Here is a 16,550-nt window from a genome sequence, read left to right as displayed (position 1 = left end):
CCGACGTGAACCACTAAGCCTTCCAAAATGTATCTGCAACGAGCCGCCTGGCGCGCTTGTTGGCCTGTCCGACATTTTTTTGGAGGTGCTGATGACTGACGTCAACCGGCCGCCCGTCCTTGTTTCCCTGCAACACTTGAGTTTCCAGTTCGCCAATGGCGAGACCTTGCTGGATGACCTGACCCTGTCCATCGATCACACACCCACCGGCATTGTGGGGCGCAATGGTCGCGGCAAAAGCATTCTCGCCCGGTTGATCGCGGGGCTGCTGCCACCCTCCTCCGGATCGCTGAATGGCCCTGGCCGTGTGATCTACGTGGCACAGAGCATCACGGCTGCGCCAGGGGAGACGGTCGCCGATCTCACCGGCACCGCCGTGATATTGGCCGCCCTTGAACGCATGGTGCGAGGCGCCGCACGGATCGAAGACCTGGAACTGATCGATGACCGTTGGGACCTGGCCGAACGCTTGCGCAGTGCCCTGGATGGCGCGGGGCTGGCGCAGCTGTCCTTTGATACCCCTGCCGACCAACTCAGCGGCGGCCAGTTGGCCAGGGTCGCGATCATCGGTGCGCTGCTGGCCGCGCCGCCGTTGCTGGTACTCGATGAGCCCACCAACCACCTCGACAGCGAAGGCCGCGCCTGGCTGCTGCGTGTGCTCAGCGCTTGGCGGGGTGGCCTGGTGGTGGTCAGCCATGATCGGCAATTGCTCAACGCCATGGCGCGCATCATTGAACTGTCGCCCCTCGGCGTAAACGTCTATGGCGGCAACTACGATGCCTATCGCCTGCAGCGCGATGCCGAACAACAGGCCGCCATCGCCGCGCTCGACCATGCACGCCTGGAGCGCAGCCGCGAACGGCGGCGCCTGCAAAAAGACCACGACAGCCTGCAACGCCACGCCGCGCGCTCACGCAAGCAGGCAGAAACCGCCAACGTCGACCGCTTCACCAAGGCGCGCTGGAAAGGTGCCGCCACCGAGATCGTCAGCACCGTGCGTAGCGCGCATGGGCAGCATAAACACGAACTGGATGCCCAGGTGCGCCAGGCTTATGAACGGGTCGAAGATGAAACGCCGACCTTGTTGGCATTGCCCGCCTCAGCGGTGCCCAACGGGCGACAAGTGCTGTCGTTGGTGAACGCACAGTTACCGTGGCTGCCGTCGACCTGCCTGAATGTGCATCTTACAGGTCCGGTGCGCGTCGCCGTGCGTGGGCCCAACGGCTGCGGCAAGTCCTCGTTGTTGAAGGTACTGGCCGGTCAATGGCAGGTCGTCGCGGGTGAATGCAGCGTGTTTCTGCCCTGCGCCTACATCGATCAACACCTTACGCTGCTGGACGATCAACGCTCCATCGTTGAACAGCTCAACCTGCTCGATACATCCCTGGCCGAAGCCCAACTGCGCACGCGCCTGGCGTTGCTGCAACTGGATGCCTTGCGCGTCACCCAACCCACCGGGCAACTCAGTGGCGGCGAACGCTTGAAAGCCGCGATGGCGATTGCCTTGTGGCGCGAAGTGCCGGCGCAACTGCTGTTACTGGACGAACCGACCAACCATCTGGACCTGGAGTCGGTGATGGCTTTCGAGCAGGCGCTGCAAGGTTTCAATGGGGCGATGGTGGTGGTGTCCCATGACGCGGCGTTCATCCGATCGATCAGGCCTACCCATTTCCTGGATTGGCACCCCACAGGTTGGTCGCTGGAGCCTGTCTGAGGTCATTGCACGTGTGCATAAAGCGTCATACGGTAGTGGCCGGATAATCTCACCGAGGAACCCGGTCCTATGCTGCCTTCGCCCCGCAAGCCTTACGCCAATGCTGCACTCGCCCATCGACAGCGCTGGCGTGGCCGGGTCGGGCTGATGCTGGTGGCCAGCCTTTCAGTACTGGCGGGGATGACCGATGCCATCGGCTTCATGGCGAGCGGCGACTTCGTTTCATTCATGAGCGGCAACACCACGCGCCTGGCAGTGGCGATCAGCGCGGGAGAGCTTGGGCTGACCGGGCGGCTGTTGTTGCTAGTAGCAACATTTGTGGTCGGTAACGCACTGGGTGTGCTGGTCAGTCGACTCAGCCGTCGTCATGCCCTGCCTTTGCTGCTGTGTATTGCGGCCTTGTTGTGCGGCGCGGCATGGCTGCCTTTCACTGACACACTGCTCGCGCTGCTGGCGGCGATCATTGCGATGGGCATGCTGAATGCGGCAGTGGAAGAGGTCAACGGACTCCCCGTAGGGCTGACTTACGTCACTGGCGCACTGTCACGCTTTGGCCGTGGGCTGGGGCGCTGGATGCTCGGAGAACGGCGCACGGGCTGGCGCGTGCAGTTGATCCCATGGACCGGCATGTTCGTGGGCGCGGTGATTGGCGCGCTGCTGGAGCAGCAGATGGGCTTGAAGGCGCTGATGGTCAGCGGGGTAGTGGCGGGGTTGTTGGGGTTGCTGTCACTGAAGATTCCCCGTCGCTGGCACCTGGGTTACATGCCGCGTTGAAGAAAAGGAGGGATGCTCGCCCGACGTTTAGGCCTCGACGTCCGTGTACTGGTAAAGAGCCATCATGTCGGGCGAGCGGGTGAATCATAAGCTAATGCCCGGCGGCTGTCGTGCCAGGCATTTCCTAAATCTTCTAAGGCAATGGATTACAGGCAGGTCGCGAGTGCAGCCAAACGACGCTTGGCGGGCATGTTGTCTTCTGCGGCGTAGTACTTGATAGAGGAGCCGGCACCCGCGTTTTGCACATCGACAAAGTAATCGCCAGCGGTGGTGTAGACGGTGTAGCCGCCCGCCGCTATCGGCTCCTTGAAGCCGCCGGCATCAACGCCAAACACGCTTTCGTCCTGCCAGCCGAACTGCACGCATTCGGCAACAACCAGGGTGGCCTTGTCCGAAGCCAGGGTTTTGTAGGGCGTGCCTGCGCGCGCTTCTTTCATCTTCGAACCCGCGCAACCGGCCAGGGCCGCCAATACCAGTGCGCCAATTACCACCTTGTGCATGCCATTGCTCCGTTGGAAAAAAACGCGACTGTACCATTGCCACAGGCACTACTGACGGCTGGATGAACTTTGTTTCACTGTAAAGAGAGCAGGCGCCGCCTATAGTGGCGACGCTCATTTTTAGAAGTCTCCCTTCGGCCCGCTCTCCCGCGGGCTTTTTTTCGCCTGGGCTCAGAGCAACCAGCGAAACAGATAGAACACCACCATGCTCAGCAACACGGTGAGCAGCACATTGCGCGTCCAGAACATCAGCCCCACTGCGCTGATACCCGCCAACAGGTAGGGGTTGGCCGGACTGAGGTTCAGATGATGGTCCGCCAGGAAAATGATCGGCCCGCAAATCGCCGTGAGCATGCCGGGCACGGCAAACCCGAGAAACTCCCGCGCGCCCCGGTTGAGACGCACCGGCAGGCGCGGCTCGATAAACAGGTAACGGTTGAGAAAGACCGCGAGGCCCATTATCACAATCATCAGGAAGATCATGGCTGCCCTACTCCCAATCGCTTGCAGGCGTAACCCGCGCTCATGCCCAGCAGGCCGGACACCACCACCGCCGATTCCCAGTGCAGGAAGCTCAACCACACCGAAAACAGCAGTGAAACCGCCACGCAGACCACCGTGGGAATATCCCGCACCACCGGCGTGATCAACGCGATGAAGGTGGCGGCAATGGAAAACTCCAGGCCCAGTTGATCAAGGCCGGGAATGCTTTTGCCGAGCACAATGCCCGCCAGGGTGAACAGGTTCCAGGCGATGTAGAACGTCAGCCCGACGCCCAACGCATACCAACGGTTAAAGGTCTCGCGGTCATAGTGGCTGACCAGTGCGAAGAATTCGTCGGTCAACAAAAAGCCCAGGCTGATACGCCAGCGGGTCTTGAGGGGAGAAAGGATCGGCCGCAGGTGCATGCCATACAGCAGATGCTGGGAGGTCAGCAGCAAGGTGGTCAGCACGATGGAAATCAGGCTGGCGCCACTCTTGACCATGCCGATGGCAACCAGTTGCGCGGCACCGGCAAACACGATGGCGGATAAGCCCTGGGCTTCCAACGGGCTGAATTGCGCGTCGATGGCCATGGAACCGGCCAGCAGGCCCCAAGGCGCGCAGGCCAGGGACAAGGGAATAACGGCAATGGCGCCGCGAGCGAAGGCGTAATGAGGTAAGGCAGTAGGCATGGAAACGGCTCATCGACAGACAGTCGACAAGCATGCCAGCGCAACAACGGGCTTGTCTTGAACGATCTTGCTCAGGCGAGCCTGACCGACACCTGCTCCACCGAATCACGCGCTTCGCGCAACTCATAGGCATCCTGGTTGAGCCTGTGAATGGTATTGAGCAGACGCTGGCGCAGCACTTCATCACCGAGTTTTTCGACGGCGCGCATCAGGTCGAACGCAGCGGTTTCGTTGTTTTCCGCGACGGAATCGAGGGTCTTGCGCAGGTTACGAGTGGCACGGGTCACGCGGGGTCTTCCTTCATCAGCAATGGGCAGGCACTTTAGGACATTCGTGTTTCATTTTAATTTCAAACACTTGTGGCGGATTTCAAGGCATTTGATCCATATCAATTGAAACAGGGTTTGACTGATATATATGGAAATACGTATATTCGGATAACCATATATACAAAGGCCTTGGCCATGTCGGACTCCCTCTCCCCGCCCACTCTCTTCAAATGCCTGGCCGATGCCACCCGTGCCCGCCTGACATTACTGATCCTGCGTGAAGGCGAACTTTGCGTGTGCGAACTGATCCATGCCTTGGACGACAGCCAGCCGAAAATCTCCCGGCACCTGGCGCAACTGCGCAACTGCGGGTTGCTGCAGGACCGTCGTCAGGGTCAGTGGATCTACTACCGCATCAACCCCGCGTTGCCCGAGTGGGTGACGCAGGTGCTGCACACCACCTTGCAAGCCAACCAGCCATGGTTGCACAGCGACGCACAGCGTCTTGATGCAATGGGCGACAGACCACAACGGGCCAGCACTTGCTGCTGAGCCATCGGAGCCTTTATTCATGCTTGTCGCAATTGCCATTTTTATCTTCACCATCGTCCTGGTCATCTGGCAACCCAAGGGTCTGGGCGTTGGCTGGAGCGCCACGATGGGCGCGATCCTGGCCCTGGCCTGCGGCGTGATCAGCCTGGCTGACATTCCCGTGGTGTGGCACATCATCTGGAATGCCACGGGGACCTTTGTCGCGCTGATCATCATCAGCCTGTTGCTTGACGAAGCCGGCTTCTTCGCCTGGACCGCACTCCACGTCGCACGCTGGGGTCGTGGACGTGGCCGACGCTTGTTTGCCTATATGGTGCTGCTCGGCGCCTTGGTCTCGGCGCTGTTCGCCAACGACGGCGCGGCACTGATCCTCACGCCCATCGTAATGTCGATGCTGCTGGCGCTGCGCTTTTCCCCGGCGGCCACCCTGGCGTTCGTCATGGGCGCAGGCTTTATCGCCGACACGGCGAGCCTGCCGCTGGTGGTCTCGAACCTGGTGAACATCGTCTCGGCGGATTACTTCAAGATCGGCTTCAACGAATACGCCGCCGTGATGGTGCCGGTGAACTTCGTCAGCGTCGCGGCCACACTGGCGGTGCTGCTGTGGTTCTTCCGCCGTGATATCCCGCAGACCTACGACCCCGCCGACCTCGCAGACCCTGCCAGTGCCATCCACGACCGCGCGACTTTCCGCGCCGGCTGGTGGGTGCTCGGCATCCTGCTGGTAGGCTGCTTTGCCCTGGAACCACTGGGCATTCCGATCAGCGCGATTTCCGCCGTGTGCGCCGTGCTCCTGCTGGTGATCGCCGCCAAGGGCCACAAGATCTCCACGCGTAAAGTGCTGAAAGAAGCGCCGTGGCAAATTGTGATCTTTTCGCTCGGCATGTACCTGGTGGTCTACGGCTTGCGTAATGCCGGCCTCACCACCTACCTGGCCACCTGGCTCGACACCTTCGCCACTTACGGCGTGTGGGGCGCGGCCATGGGGACCGGCGTGCTGACAGCACTGCTGTCATCGGCGATGAACAACCTGCCGACGGTGTTGATCGGGGCGCTGTCCATCGAGTCCAGCCATGCCGTGGGCGTGGTCAAGGACGCGATGATCTACGCCAACGTGATCGGCAGCGACCTGGGCCCGAAAATCACCCCTATCGGCAGCCTCGCTACCTTGCTGTGGCTGCACATCCTGGCGCGCAAAGGCATCACCATCACCTGGGGCTACTACTTCAAGGTCGGCATTGTGCTGACCTTGCCGGTGCTGTTGATCACCCTCGCCGCCCTTGCCTTGCGACTGAGTATCTAACGATGAAAGTCCTGTTCATGTGTACCGCCAACAGCTGCCGCAGCATCTTGTCCGAAGCGATGTTCAATCACCTGGCGCCGGAAGGTTTCGAGGCGATCAGCTCCGGCAGCTTTCCCAAGGGCCAGGTCCTGCCGCGCAGCCTGAACACCTTGCAGGCCGCCGGTATCAGCACCGAAGGCTTGTACAGCAAAGGCAACGATGCATTCGAAGGCAGCCCGCCGGACGTGGTGATTACCGTGTGCGACAAGGCGGCCGGCGAAGCGTGCCCGGTGTATTTCGGGCCAGCGGTAAAAGCGCACTGGGGGTTGGAAGACCCATCGGATGTACAGGGCGACGACGCGAGCGTGCAGGCGGCATTCGACGCCACGCTGAAGACCATTGCCACTCGCTGCAGGGCGTTTTTTATCCTGCCGTTTGCCGAGCTCAGCCCAACTGAACTCAAGGCAGAACTCGCTCGAATTGCCGAGCTGTAATCGGAGGCTCCATGACCACCCTGCCCAACCTGGACCTGTCGCTGTTCCCGTCAAACGCGCACGGCGCGGCTCAACCACCGCGCATCCTGCTGCTCTACGGATCGACCCGGGAGCGCTCGTTCAGCCGCTTGCTGGTGGAAGAAGCCGCGCGCCTGTTGCAGCACTTCGGCGCGCAAACGCGCATCTTCAACCCCAGCGGTTTACCACTGCCGGATGACGCCCCCAGCGATCACCCCAAGGTACAAGAGCTGCTGGAACTGATGCAGTGGTCCGAAGGCCAGGTGTGGTGCTCGCCCGAGCGCCACGGTTCAATGTCAGCGGTGTTCAAGGCACAGCTCGACTGGGTGCCGCTGGCCCTTGGCGCGGTGCGCCCGACCCAAGGTAAAACCCTGGCGGTGATGCAGGTGTCCGGCGGCTCCCAGTCCTTCAATACGGTTAATCAGTTGCGCGTGCTGGGGCGCTGGATGCGCATGTTCACCATCCCCAATCAATCCTCGGTGCCCAAGGCCTTCCTGGAGTTCGACGATCAGGACCGCATGAAACCTTCCGCCCTGTACGACCGCGTGGTCGATGTAATGGAGGAACTGGTGAAGTTCACCTTGCTGCTGCGCGAACGCCCGGACCTGGTGGACCGCTATTCGGAGCGCAAGGAAAGCGCCGACGAACTCTCGCAGCGCGTCAATCAACGGTCGATTTGAGCCCGTCTGCCAGCGTATGCTCACGCACTTTCCTGAAAGGACGCGGGCATGCTGACCATCTTCTTTTACGCACTGGTATTCGGTTTTGTGTTCTGCCTCTCACCCGGCGCGGTGTTGGCAGAGACTTTGCGCCGTGGCTTGCTGCACGGCTTCACACCGGCCCTGCTGGTGCAGTTTGGCTCACTGGTGGGCGATGCGGTGTGGGCAGTGATCGGCCTGACCGGGATCGCTTTGCTGATCCAACATGATGCCGTGCGCGTGCCGCTGACGGTGGTCTGTGCGGTGTACCTGGCCTGGCTCGGCATTCGCAGCCTGATCGACGCCTGGAAGCTACCTGAGTCAGACGATGCACCCGCCAGCACTCGGCAAAACGCATTGGCCACCGGGGCAGCGATCTCCCTGGCCAACCCGAAGAATATCGTCTACTGGGGCGCGCTGGGCAGCGCGTTGTCGGGCATCGTCGGCACCACGCCCAGCCACGGGCAGACGCTGATGTTCTTTGCCGGCTTCATGCTGGCGTCAGTGCTGTCGTGCTTTCTGCTCGCTGCGCTGGTCAATTTGCTGCGCCAGAACGCATCACCGTTGTGGCAACGTATCAGTTATGGCACCTGCGGCGTGGTATTGATCTATCTGGCCGTTCTGGCCGCACAGGGTATCTAAAGTTATATACCCACTCACTTTCGAATGCCGATTATCTGAATGAACTCTGAACACCGGACACTTTAATTAATCATGCGTTGACATTTTGTAACCGTCTGAGTAGATTGCCCGTGCCTGCAACTGGGGCCTTTTTTAAACCTCACAAAAGAAGCCAATGGACACAGTATCTAGTCGCTGTCCGAGCACCGCTTACGCGGGCATCGGGCGCCAAACCCAGAATATGACAGGACTCGCCTCCCCGGTCCGGTAAGCTGCGCTAGAGCTCGATGCTCCACCGTAACTGCCTCGCCGGTCGCCTGTCCGGTCCCGAGGTGTGTTATGACCTTCCAAGCCCTTGTTTTGCCTGATGTACGCACACTAGCGGCCGCCCTGCGCGCCAAACTGTGCCGTGAGCCCGTAGGCTTTTCCCCTACCCGCTCAGCGTTTGCTGCACCCTCCCCTCAAGTGCGCCCAGCCTACCCGCTGGCGCATTGGCGTATCTGCCCGGAAAGCGGCCAACTGGTGCAGCACTGGGATCACGCCGACCCTCAAGACCCGCAGAGACCCAAGGTTTCCAGCCTGGCACAGGCCAGCTTGATGCTCGGTCTTTATGTGAGCGCTCGCGCCGCCTGACCCGGCTGGAAACAGCAACTTCCTGATCCATATTCTGGAGTTCTTTATGAACACGTCCAGTAGTAGCCCGCTGCGCGCTAGTTAACTAACGTGCTGTAAGCGGGCGATATAGAAGTTATGTGAATACCTTATTTAAACCGATCGCGAAGTTAGCGACTCGGCATGCTTTCGCTCGCCTGTCTTCAGGTAAGTACCGGGTATGTTTTGTCGAAAATTGGCGACAGGAGTACAGACAATGAGCGCCGTAAAAAACACGCCTCTGCACAAAAAGAATGGCACCGACGCCGACACCAAACTGTCGATGCGTGCCGCCCGCGAAGCCCACAACGGCCTGTCGGCCACCCTGGCGAACGTACGTGCCACCCAGGACGGCCTGACCGAACTGGACGCTTCCGCTCGCCTGCAACGCGAAGGCTACAACGAAGTCGCCCACGACAAGCCGCCTCACGCCATCGTCCAGTTCCTGCACGCACTGAATAACCCGTTCATTTATGTGTTGTTGACCCTGGGCGGCATCAGCTTCTTCACCGACTGCTGGCTGCCGATGCAGGAAGGCGAAGACGCTGACCCGACCAAAGTGATCATCATCATGACCATGGTGATGCTCAGCAGCCTGCTGCGCTTCTGGCAGGAACACCGTTCGGCCAAATCTGCCGAAGCCCTGAAAGCCATGGTTCGCACCACGGCCACCGTGTTGCGCCGTGAGCAAGTGGGTTCGCAACCGACCCTGCGCGAAGTGCCGATGCGCGAACTGGTGGCCGGCGATATCGTGCAGCTGTCGGCCGGCGACATGATCCCGGCGGACATCCGCCTGATCGAATCCCGCGACCTGTTCATCAGCCAGGCCGTACTGACCGGCGAAGCCTTGCCGGTGGAAAAGTACGACACCCTGGGTAATGTCACGCAGAAATCCGCCGGACCGGTGGTGGCCGACCAGGGCAACCTGCTGGACCTGCCGAACATCTGCTTCATGGGCACCAACGTGGTCAGTGGCCGTGCAAAAGCGGTGGTAGTCGCCACCGGGCCGCGCACCTACTTTGGCTCCCTGGCCAAGGCAATTGTCGGTTCGCGGGTGCAAACCGCGTTCGACCGTGGGGTAAACAGCGTCAGCTGGTTGCTGATCCGTTTCATGCTGGTGATGGTGCCGATTGTGTTCCTGCTCAACGGCTTCTCCAAGGGCGACTGGGGCGATGCGTTCCTGTTTGCCCTGGCGGTGGCCGTCGGCCTCACTCCGGAAATGCTGCCGATGATCGTCAGCGCCAACCTGGCCAAGGGCGCCACCGCCATGGCCAAGCGCAAAGTGGTGGTCAAGCGCCTCAACGCGATCCAGAACTTCGGTTCGATGGACGTGCTGTGCACCGACAAGACCGGCACCCTGACCCAGGACAAAATCATCCTCGAACATCACGTCAACGCCTTTGGCCAGCGTGATGATGCGGTGCTGTCCCTGGCCTGGCTCAACAGCCATCACCAGAGCGGCATGAAGAACCTGATGGACCAGGCGGTGGTGGAGTTTTCGGAGCAGAACCCGAAGTTCAAGGTGCCGTTCGCCTACAGCAAGATCGATGAATTGCCGTTCGACTTCGTGCGTCGTCGCCTGTCGATCGTGGTCAAGGATGCCGCCGACGACCAACTGCTGGTGTGCAAAGGCGCTGTGGAAGAGATGCTGAGCATTTCCACTCACGTCATGGAGGCCGGCGCCGCCGTGCCGCTGGATGATCGTCGCCGTGAAGAACTGCTCGCGATTGCCAACGACTACAACGAAGACGGGTTCCGTGTGCTGGTGGTCGCCACCCGCCACATTCCTAAATCCATGGCACGTCAGCAGTACACCACTGCCGATGAGCGCAACCTGGTGATCCAGGGCTTCCTGACCTTCCTTGATCCACCGAAGGAAACTGCCGGCCCTGCGATTGCGGCACTGCAACAGACCGGCGTGGCGATCAAGGTACTGACCGGCGACAACGCCGTGGTCACCAGCAAGATCTGCCGCCAGGTCGGTCTCGATCCAGGCCAGCCGCTGCTGGGGGCTGAAATCGAAGCCATGGACGATGCCACGCTGCTGCGCCGTGTGGAAGAACGCACCGTGTTCGCCAAGCTGACACCACTGCAGAAGTCACGCGTGCTCAAGGCGCTGCAAGCCAACGGCCACACTGTGGGTTTCCTGGGTGATGGGATCAACGATGCACCGGCACTGCGCGACGCCGACGTGGGTATCTCGGTCGACACGGCCACCGATATCGCCAAGGAATCGGCCGACATCATCCTGCTGGAAAAGAGCCTGATGGTGCTGGAAGAAGGCGTGCTCAAGGGCCGCGAAACCTTCGGCAATATCATGAAGTACCTGAACATGACCGCCAGCTCCAACTTCGGCAACGTGTTCTCGGTGCTGGTGGCCAGTGCATTCATCCCATTCCTGCCGATGCTGTCGATTCACCTGTTGCTGCAGAACCTGATGTACGACATCTCCCAGCTGGCTTTGCCGTGGGACAAGATGGACAAGGAGTACCTGGCCAAGCCGCGTAAGTGGGATGCGAAGAACATCGGCCGGTTCATGATCTGGATCGGGCCGACCTCGTCGATCTTCGACATCACCACCTTTGCGCTGATGTGGTACGTGTTCGCGGCCAACAGTGTGGAAGTGCAGACCCTGTTCCAGTCCGGCTGGTTCATCGAGGGGCTGCTCTCGCAAACCCTGGTCGTGCACATGCTGCGGACCCGCAAGATCCCGTTCTTCCAGAGCATCGCCGCGTGGCCGGTGTTGATGATGACCTGTGTGGTGATCGTGCTGGGGATCTACGTGCCGTTCTCGCCACTGGGCACCCTGGTCGGCCTGCAACCGCTGCCGCTGGCGTACTTCCCATGGCTGGTGGGAACCCTGCTCAGCTACTGCTGCGTGGCCCAACTGATGAAGACGATCTACATCCGCCGCTTCAAGCAGTGGTACTGATCTCCCCCGCCGTTTAAACGGTGGCGGTCGCCCGGCCGCCACCGTGCAACACAAGGAATCACCCTATGCGCGTCTTGATCTGTGCAGGTCGTCATTACGCCGACACCAAAATGTCCCGCCAAGTGCTGGACGCTTACCATCGCCTGCGCCCGGTGCAGGTATTGATCCACGGCGGCAACCAATTCCTCGGCAGCGACGTCGAGGAATGGGCGCGGGAACTGGGCATCGACGTGGTGCGCTACCCGCCCAACTGGCAACGCCACGGCAAGCAGGCGGAACGCCAGCGCAACCATTTCATGCTGACCGACAGCCGCCCAGATGTAGTCATCGCCCTGCCCGGCGGGGACGACACCTCTGAGCTGGTCTGCCAGGCCAAAGCCAGCGGCATTTCGGTGCTGACCGTAGAAAGCTGAATTCATGCGAGGTGCATCATGCACAAAAAACACACCCCACCACGCCAGGACGGGTTCGCCAAATACCGTGCGCGTCACTACCGAGGTGCGCGTCATACTCTGTTGTTGCTGCCACCGGCCAAGCGTCGCGCGTTGCAACGTAACCTGATCTTTATCGGGCTGACCCTGGGCATCCTGTTGGCGATTGCCTTGCTGTCCAAGGCCAATGCGGCCGGAGGTTCGTACGTGGTCGATGACGGCGCGATCAATGCGCCGGGCGAATGCAATGTGGACGCCTGGCACACTGCCAACCGCCACGAGGGTAGTACCCACACTGAAACGCTGTCGCCCGCCTGCACCTTTGCTGCGTTGCCTTCGGTGCAATGGGGCGCAGCCCTGTCCCGTGCCACCAGCGCAGACAAGGGCGAAACCCAGGTGAACCCACAGGTCAAGGCACAAGTGCTGTCGCGGGAAGACCTGGGGCTGGAAATGGCCGTGTCGGCCGGTGCGCATTTTGCACTCGACCGTCAGCACGGCTTCGATGGCGCCGACTTCAACATCCCGTTGACGTGGCAACCGCTGGAGCCCTTGCGGTTGAACCTGAATGCCGGTTGGTCCCACGCCTACAACGATGGCGACCAAAAACACCGCCTGACCTGGGGCACTGGCCTTGAGTACCACGTGGCCCATTCGTTGACCGTGATCGCCGAACGTTACGGCCAGGATGGCGGCGATCAGGCATGGCAGGCCGGGCCCAGGTTTCATGTCGGCGAGTTTGTCGACGTGGACCTGGTGGTCGGGCGCAGCCTGATCGGTGAGCGCGCGCAATGGCTCACCACCGGTGCCACACTGCGATTCTAGGCCTTGGCTTGTTGTTCCAGGTGCAGTTGCAATTGCGGGTCGATTTGCAGCTGCCCTGCCAGGTCATCCAGATAGTTACGCTCGGCGTCCTGCTGATCGTCCACCAACATCACACTGGCCAGGTACACCTCGGCCGCCACAGCCGGGTCGCTGGCGAACTCGGCGAAATCCGCGGCATCCAAGGGCTTGGCGACTTCGGCGTCGAGCCACTGTTGCAGTTGCGGGTCGTCGGTATGGCGGCCCAGCTCACTGGAAATCAGCGCCTGTTCTTGCTCATCAATGCGCCCATCGGCTTTCGCGGCGGCAATCAAGGCACGTAATACCGCATGGCTGTGGGCTTCGGCTGCGGGGCCGTCGAGCTGGTCTACTGTCTGGAAGGCTTGCTGCGGCGCAGTGGCCTGCTGGCGTTGCCAGGCTTGGTAGGCCTGGAATGCCGCCATACCGAGTGAGGCCAACGCAGCGTAGTTCATCCCGCCGGAACGCCCTTGAGCGGGACGAGTGCCCGTGGCGCCACCCAACATGCCACCCAGCCCTCCCAATAAACCACCCAGACCGCCACCGGCTGATGCATTGCCTGTGCCGGCGCCCTTCAGTAACCCACCCAGCAGTCCACCCAGTCCGCCGGATGACGCACTGCCGCCTTGCCCGGCGCGCAGGAGTTGTTCGAGTAAATCGCTGGTGTTCATGGTGTCACCCTCCGAGGGCGCAGTGTTGGCGTCTATCAACCATAGCCCGACCTTGCCGGAACACCATGACCGCCGGGCGGTCCCGGCCTATCATGACGCTATCGCGACTTCGAGAGAAAACCCAAGTGAACCGGACTGAGCACATCGCACTGATGGCGAATTACAACCAGTGGATGAACCGCAAGCTCTATGACGCGGCCCTGACATTGACGGACACGGAGCTGGCGATGGACCGACAGGCGTTTTTCGGCTCGATCCTCGGCACCCTGAACCACCTGGTGCTGGGCGATACCGTCTGGCTCAAGCGTTTTGCGCAGCATCCAGCAGGTTTTTCAGCACTGGTTCCGATGCAGGCTGTTGCTACGCCTGCTGATCTCAAGCATCTGGCCTTCGCGGATATACGCCAGCTGGCAGCCCATCGCACCTGGCTGGATCAATTGATTGTCGATTGGAGCCACACCGTGCAGGAGACCGACCTGGACCATCGCCTGCATTACAGCAATATGCGCGGCGTCACGGCCGATAAGGACTTCTTCAGCCTGCTCGTACATTTCTTCAATCACCAAACCCACCACCGGGGCCAGGCCACGACCTTGCTGACCCAGGCAGGCTTGGATGTGGGCACTACGGACTTGCTGGCGCTGATCGACTGAACTCGGCGTAGGCCTGCATCAAGCGCGGAAATTCCTGAGGCTCGGGCAGCTGCGCAAAGCTTTCCACCGCCGGAGTGGAGGCCCAAGGCAGCTTCTCGCGCGTCCAGGTCTCCATGTAAGGCACGTAACCGCTGGCGTTATCCAGCAAGGCGGCGCGCACGTTGACGAACTCATCGATGCCGTGGGGCCGGGTGAACAACCAGCTCATGCAATGGGGGCAGAAATAGTGGCGATCCACGCCCTGCATACCGCCGATCACAGGGCAACCCTGGATGACCGTGAAACCGCTGGCGGGAATCAATGCGCTCAGTGAGAACGCACTGGAAGACATCTTCTGGCAGCCGGTGCAGTGGCAAGCCATGGTGATCACCGGGGCAGCACTCACGGTGAAGCGCACACGCTCACAACGGCAACTGCCCTCGTATGGCAGGGTCTCGACGCTCATCATTGCTTCCTTATTCTTGATGGGTGGCTTGGCAGGTTAGCTTCAGGTGCCAGGCTTGAACAGGCCCTGGGCGAAAACCGAACGCTGTCTCAGCGTTGGGGTCGTAACCCTAGGTGTCGAGGTTTTACAGCCCCGCCCTCCCCGCGCGCATTGTGAGTCTACCGATGTGCGTACCCCCAAGAAGGAGACGCTGACATGGTCATTCACTTCAAGGTTGCAGGTCACTTGGCCTGTGGCCACCACGGCACCAACCTCCCCTCCAGCACCGAGCTGAACCGGGTCAAATGCCGTACCTGTCGCAATACCGATGCCTATAAAGAGGCGCGCCGCACCCAGCGCAACGCCGCCCGCCGCGCCAATCGAAAAGCCAAGACTCAGACCCACGTTGACTGGCGCACCGCGTGGACGCAGCGTCTTACCGACTTGCCTGGTTTGCAGCGTTTGCCACGCGGGTTCAGCGGTCAGCCGTTCGTGTAATCACGGCGCAACCGCAATTTGCCTGATGGCTTGTTCGTATTCCTCGACGGACTGTGAGCCAGCCACCAGGTGACGCCCATTCAGTACCATAGCCGGGACAGCGTTGATCCCGCGACTGCGGTAAAAATCTTCAAGCTCACGGACTTCAACGGCGAACTCCCCACTGTCCAGCACCCCTTGAGCGCGTGCCGTGGAGAGCCCCGCCTCACCAGCAAGACGCACTAAGGTGTCGTGGCTACTGATATTTTCCCCATCACTGAAATGCGCCTTGAACAGAAGGTGCTTCAGTGCAACTTGGCGACCCTGCGCCACCGACCAATACAACAGACGGTGGGCGTCAAAGGAGTTGTAGAAGTGCGTACGCTTCGCCAAGTCGAACGTGAAGCCCAAGGCGTTACCGCGGTCGATCACCTTGACATTACGCGCGGCGACTTCGGCCAAGGTTCGGCCATATTTACGCATCATGTGTTCGAGAGCGTTTTCGCCCTCAGGCGGCATGTCCGGGTTCAGCTCGAAGGGTTTGAAGGTCAGCTCCACGGCAACTTCGCCCGCCAGGTTCGCGATGGCCTGTTGCAGCGCTAAAGCGCCGAGTGCACACCAAGGGCACATCACATCCGACACGAACTCGATGCTCACGGTGCGAGTCACGATAGGGACTCCAACAGGTTATTGCGCCATTCGATGGTTTTGAACAAGGGCATCAGTAATTCTCCAATTCGCGCCCTGCCGGGATGACAGAGCGGCGAATGGGAAGAACTCTAGGAGGTTGTACCGGATGAATAAATACAGGGGCAGGCACTTCATTTGTACTTCAGTGTAATCAGTTTGCCGATTGCTTAAAGGCCACGCTGCGATTGGTTAATATGCTTTCCAAATTGGCGGGCTCTACACTCACATGGGTTTTGCGCCTGATCTCTTCCAACCCCAGCTCTATCCGATAGTTGCAAAGATGATCAAAAAGCCTGTCGTGCGTTTCCGAAATCGCCGCCCCTTCATTTTTCGCGAACAGGATGTGAAGTACGGCCATCAAGGGGAGTGACAGGCACTCATCTGAATCATTTTCGAAAAAATCCTCCATCTGCGCGGATAACACCTCCAGCCACTGGTCGCTCAAGTTACAAGGCAGGGTCGACTCCGGCCCGTTTTGCATGACCTCTTTAGAGAATGATTTGAGCAGATCTTCACTCATGAGCAGTACCCTCATCTACCTATCTGGGAGCCTAAGATTTAACAATTCGGCAGAGGTCATATGGAAGCAAAGCTCGCGTCTGAAGCATCCTGATTTTTTGAGCGCAAATTCGTACACGCCTCGACTGATTCTTGAAGTCACAGCTAACGACTTGTTGTAACAGGCTG

Annotated in this window: 21 protein-coding genes; 13 read left to right on the top strand and 8 right to left on the bottom strand. The window is 60.3% G+C overall.

Annotated features, from left to right (window positions below):
* Nucleotides 1-91 precede the first annotated feature (91 nt).
* Both ACP7EW_RS22720 and ACP7EW_RS22715 read left to right on the top strand, forming a co-directional pair.
* On the top strand, nt 92-1,714 hold the full coding sequence (locus ACP7EW_RS22720) for an ATP-binding cassette domain-containing protein (RefSeq protein ID WP_426219887.1): 1,623 nt from the start codon (nt 92-94) through the stop codon (nt 1,712-1,714).
* 69 nt (nt 1,715-1,783) lie between these two features.
* Complete coding sequence (locus tag ACP7EW_RS22715) at nt 1,784-2,488, top strand: YoaK family protein (RefSeq protein WP_426219885.1); 705 nt, start codon at nt 1,784-1,786, stop codon at nt 2,486-2,488.
* A 146-nt stretch (nt 2,489-2,634) separates the two neighbouring features.
* Here the strand turns inward: ACP7EW_RS22715 and ACP7EW_RS22710 are convergent, their stop codons facing one another.
* The 4 genes from ACP7EW_RS22710 to ACP7EW_RS22695 form a co-directional block, all read right to left on the bottom strand.
* Nucleotides 2,635-2,988 carry a hypothetical protein gene (locus ACP7EW_RS22710; protein WP_177075005.1) on the bottom strand — a complete coding sequence of 118 codons (354 nt, stop codon included), beginning with the start codon at nt 2,986-2,988 and terminating at the stop codon, nt 2,635-2,637.
* A 171-nt stretch (nt 2,989-3,159) separates the two neighbouring features.
* Nucleotides 3,160-3,471 carry an AzlD domain-containing protein gene (locus tag ACP7EW_RS22705; protein ID WP_426219883.1) on the bottom strand — a complete coding sequence of 104 codons (312 nt, stop codon included), beginning with the start codon at nt 3,469-3,471 and terminating at the stop codon, nt 3,160-3,162.
* The gene (locus tag ACP7EW_RS22700; RefSeq protein WP_038850981.1) at nt 3,468-4,163 is read right to left on the bottom strand and encodes an AzlC family ABC transporter permease; all 696 of its coding nucleotides are present in this window, start codon (nt 4,161-4,163) and stop codon (nt 3,468-3,470) included. Before ACP7EW_RS22700 ends, ACP7EW_RS22705 begins: the two co-directional genes overlap by 4 nt.
* Nucleotides 4,164-4,234: 71 nt before the next feature.
* A complete protein-coding gene (locus tag ACP7EW_RS22695; protein WP_005788169.1) occupies nt 4,235-4,450 on the bottom strand; it encodes a hypothetical protein in 216 nt (71 codons plus the stop codon).
* 177 nt (nt 4,451-4,627) lie between these two features.
* On the opposite strand from ACP7EW_RS22695, the gene ACP7EW_RS22690 reads away from it, so the two are divergent.
* The 9 genes from ACP7EW_RS22690 to ACP7EW_RS22650 all read left to right on the top strand — a co-directional run bounded on the left by ACP7EW_RS22690 (nt 4,628) and on the right by ACP7EW_RS22650 (nt 12,933).
* The gene (locus ACP7EW_RS22690) at nt 4,628-4,984 is read left to right on the top strand and encodes a metalloregulator ArsR/SmtB family transcription factor (protein ID WP_426219881.1); all 357 of its coding nucleotides are present in this window, start codon (nt 4,628-4,630) and stop codon (nt 4,982-4,984) included.
* Between the two features lie 19 nt (nt 4,985-5,003).
* Nucleotides 5,004-6,287, top strand: a complete 1,284-nt coding sequence (locus ACP7EW_RS22685; RefSeq protein ID WP_033902962.1) for an arsenic transporter — start codon at nt 5,004-5,006, stop codon at nt 6,285-6,287.
* Nucleotides 6,288-6,289: 2 nt separating this feature from the next.
* Nucleotides 6,290-6,760, top strand: a complete 471-nt coding sequence (locus ACP7EW_RS22680) for an arsenate reductase ArsC (RefSeq protein ID WP_426219879.1) — start codon at nt 6,290-6,292, stop codon at nt 6,758-6,760.
* 11 nt (nt 6,761-6,771) lie between these two features.
* A complete protein-coding gene (gene arsH / locus ACP7EW_RS22675) occupies nt 6,772-7,458 on the top strand; it encodes an arsenical resistance protein ArsH (RefSeq protein WP_426219877.1) in 687 nt (228 codons plus the stop codon).
* Between the two features lie 48 nt (nt 7,459-7,506).
* Nucleotides 7,507-8,118: a LysE family transporter gene (locus ACP7EW_RS22670; protein WP_426219875.1), complete on the top strand. Its 612-nt coding sequence runs from the start codon at nt 7,507-7,509 to the stop codon at nt 8,116-8,118.
* A gap of 318 nt (nt 8,119-8,436) precedes the next feature.
* Nucleotides 8,437-8,730: a hypothetical protein gene (locus ACP7EW_RS22665; protein ID WP_016975784.1), complete on the top strand. Its 294-nt coding sequence runs from the start codon at nt 8,437-8,439 to the stop codon at nt 8,728-8,730.
* Between the two features lie 235 nt (nt 8,731-8,965).
* A complete protein-coding gene (mgtA, locus tag ACP7EW_RS22660; protein ID WP_426219873.1) occupies nt 8,966-11,680 on the top strand; it encodes a magnesium-translocating P-type ATPase in 2,715 nt (904 codons plus the stop codon).
* A gap of 65 nt (nt 11,681-11,745) precedes the next feature.
* Nucleotides 11,746-12,093 (top strand): DUF2493 domain-containing protein, encoded by a 348-nt coding sequence (locus tag ACP7EW_RS22655; RefSeq protein WP_025999705.1) that lies wholly within the window; start codon nt 11,746-11,748, stop codon nt 12,091-12,093.
* 18 nt (nt 12,094-12,111) lie between these two features.
* Nucleotides 12,112-12,933 carry a hypothetical protein gene (locus tag ACP7EW_RS22650; RefSeq protein ID WP_426219871.1) on the top strand — a complete coding sequence of 274 codons (822 nt, stop codon included), beginning with the start codon at nt 12,112-12,114 and terminating at the stop codon, nt 12,931-12,933.
* Here ACP7EW_RS22650 and ACP7EW_RS22645 read toward each other — a convergent pair.
* Nucleotides 12,930-13,619 (bottom strand): tellurite resistance TerB family protein, encoded by a 690-nt coding sequence (locus ACP7EW_RS22645; RefSeq protein WP_426219869.1) that lies wholly within the window; start codon nt 13,617-13,619, stop codon nt 12,930-12,932. The genes ACP7EW_RS22650 and ACP7EW_RS22645 overlap by 4 nt on opposite strands.
* A 125-nt stretch (nt 13,620-13,744) precedes the next feature.
* On the opposite strand from ACP7EW_RS22645, the gene ACP7EW_RS22640 reads away from it, so the two are divergent.
* Entirely contained in the window at nt 13,745-14,272 is a 528-nt protein-coding gene (locus ACP7EW_RS22640; RefSeq protein ID WP_426219867.1) for a DinB family protein, read from the top strand.
* Here the strand turns inward: ACP7EW_RS22640 and ACP7EW_RS22635 are convergent.
* Complete coding sequence (locus tag ACP7EW_RS22635; protein WP_426219865.1) at nt 14,244-14,717, bottom strand: GFA family protein; 474 nt, start codon at nt 14,715-14,717, stop codon at nt 14,244-14,246. The two genes, ACP7EW_RS22640 and ACP7EW_RS22635, sit on opposite strands and share 29 nt — an antisense overlap.
* A 195-nt stretch (nt 14,718-14,912) precedes the next feature.
* Here ACP7EW_RS22635 and ACP7EW_RS22630 point away from each other — a divergent pair, with 195 nt between their 5' ends.
* A complete protein-coding gene (locus ACP7EW_RS22630; RefSeq protein ID WP_426219863.1) occupies nt 14,913-15,194 on the top strand; it encodes a hypothetical protein in 282 nt (93 codons plus the stop codon).
* On the opposite strand, the gene ACP7EW_RS22625 is transcribed toward ACP7EW_RS22630, so the two are convergent.
* Together ACP7EW_RS22625 and ACP7EW_RS22620 are read right to left on the bottom strand one after the other, a co-directional pair.
* Complete coding sequence (locus ACP7EW_RS22625) at nt 15,195-15,842, bottom strand: DsbA family oxidoreductase (RefSeq protein WP_426219861.1); 648 nt, start codon at nt 15,840-15,842, stop codon at nt 15,195-15,197. It abuts the gene before it with no gap.
* Between the two features lie 172 nt (nt 15,843-16,014).
* Entirely contained in the window at nt 16,015-16,383 is a 369-nt protein-coding gene (locus ACP7EW_RS22620; RefSeq protein WP_061437024.1) for a hypothetical protein, read from the bottom strand.
* Nucleotides 16,384-16,550: the final 167 nt, after the last annotated feature.

This window comes from Pseudomonas sp. DWRC2-2, from assembly GCF_049897885.1.
Taxonomy (GTDB): Bacteria; Pseudomonadota; Gammaproteobacteria; order Pseudomonadales; family Pseudomonadaceae; genus Aquipseudomonas; species Aquipseudomonas azotoformans_A.
Note: the sequence above shows the minus strand (reverse complement) of the source record. Positions and strands in the feature narration are given on the sequence as shown.

Coding starts and splice junctions, on each gene's coding strand:
- ACP7EW_RS22720 (WP_426219887.1), top strand. CDS start 92: ATGACTGACGTCAACCGGCCGCCCGTCCTTGTTTCCCTGCAACACTTG.
- ACP7EW_RS22715 (WP_426219885.1), top strand. CDS start 1,784: ATGCTGCCTTCGCCCCGCAAGCCTTACGCCAATGCTGCACTCGCCCAT.
- ACP7EW_RS22710 (WP_177075005.1), bottom strand. CDS start 2,988: ATGCACAAGGTGGTAATTGGCGCACTGGTATTGGCGGCCCTGGCCGGT.
- ACP7EW_RS22705 (WP_426219883.1), bottom strand. CDS start 3,471: ATGATCTTCCTGATGATTGTGATAATGGGCCTCGCGGTCTTTCTCAAC.
- ACP7EW_RS22700 (WP_038850981.1), bottom strand. CDS start 4,163: ATGCCTACTGCCTTACCTCATTACGCCTTCGCTCGCGGCGCCATTGCC.
- ACP7EW_RS22690 (WP_426219881.1), top strand. CDS start 4,628: ATGTCGGACTCCCTCTCCCCGCCCACTCTCTTCAAATGCCTGGCCGAT.
- ACP7EW_RS22685 (WP_033902962.1), top strand. CDS start 5,004: ATGCTTGTCGCAATTGCCATTTTTATCTTCACCATCGTCCTGGTCATC.
- ACP7EW_RS22680 (WP_426219879.1), top strand. CDS start 6,290: ATGAAAGTCCTGTTCATGTGTACCGCCAACAGCTGCCGCAGCATCTTG.
- arsH (WP_426219877.1), top strand. CDS start 6,772: ATGACCACCCTGCCCAACCTGGACCTGTCGCTGTTCCCGTCAAACGCG.
- ACP7EW_RS22670 (WP_426219875.1), top strand. CDS start 7,507: ATGCTGACCATCTTCTTTTACGCACTGGTATTCGGTTTTGTGTTCTGC.
- ACP7EW_RS22665 (WP_016975784.1), top strand. CDS start 8,437: ATGACCTTCCAAGCCCTTGTTTTGCCTGATGTACGCACACTAGCGGCC.
- mgtA (WP_426219873.1), top strand. CDS start 8,966: ATGAGCGCCGTAAAAAACACGCCTCTGCACAAAAAGAATGGCACCGAC.
- ACP7EW_RS22655 (WP_025999705.1), top strand. CDS start 11,746: ATGCGCGTCTTGATCTGTGCAGGTCGTCATTACGCCGACACCAAAATG.
- ACP7EW_RS22650 (WP_426219871.1), top strand. CDS start 12,112: ATGCACAAAAAACACACCCCACCACGCCAGGACGGGTTCGCCAAATAC.
- ACP7EW_RS22645 (WP_426219869.1), bottom strand. CDS start 13,619: ATGAACACCAGCGATTTACTCGAACAACTCCTGCGCGCCGGGCAAGGC.
- ACP7EW_RS22635 (WP_426219865.1), bottom strand. CDS start 14,717: ATGAGCGTCGAGACCCTGCCATACGAGGGCAGTTGCCGTTGTGAGCGT.
- ACP7EW_RS22630 (WP_426219863.1), top strand. CDS start 14,913: ATGGTCATTCACTTCAAGGTTGCAGGTCACTTGGCCTGTGGCCACCAC.
- ACP7EW_RS22620 (WP_061437024.1), bottom strand. CDS start 16,383: ATGAGTGAAGATCTGCTCAAATCATTCTCTAAAGAGGTCATGCAAAAC.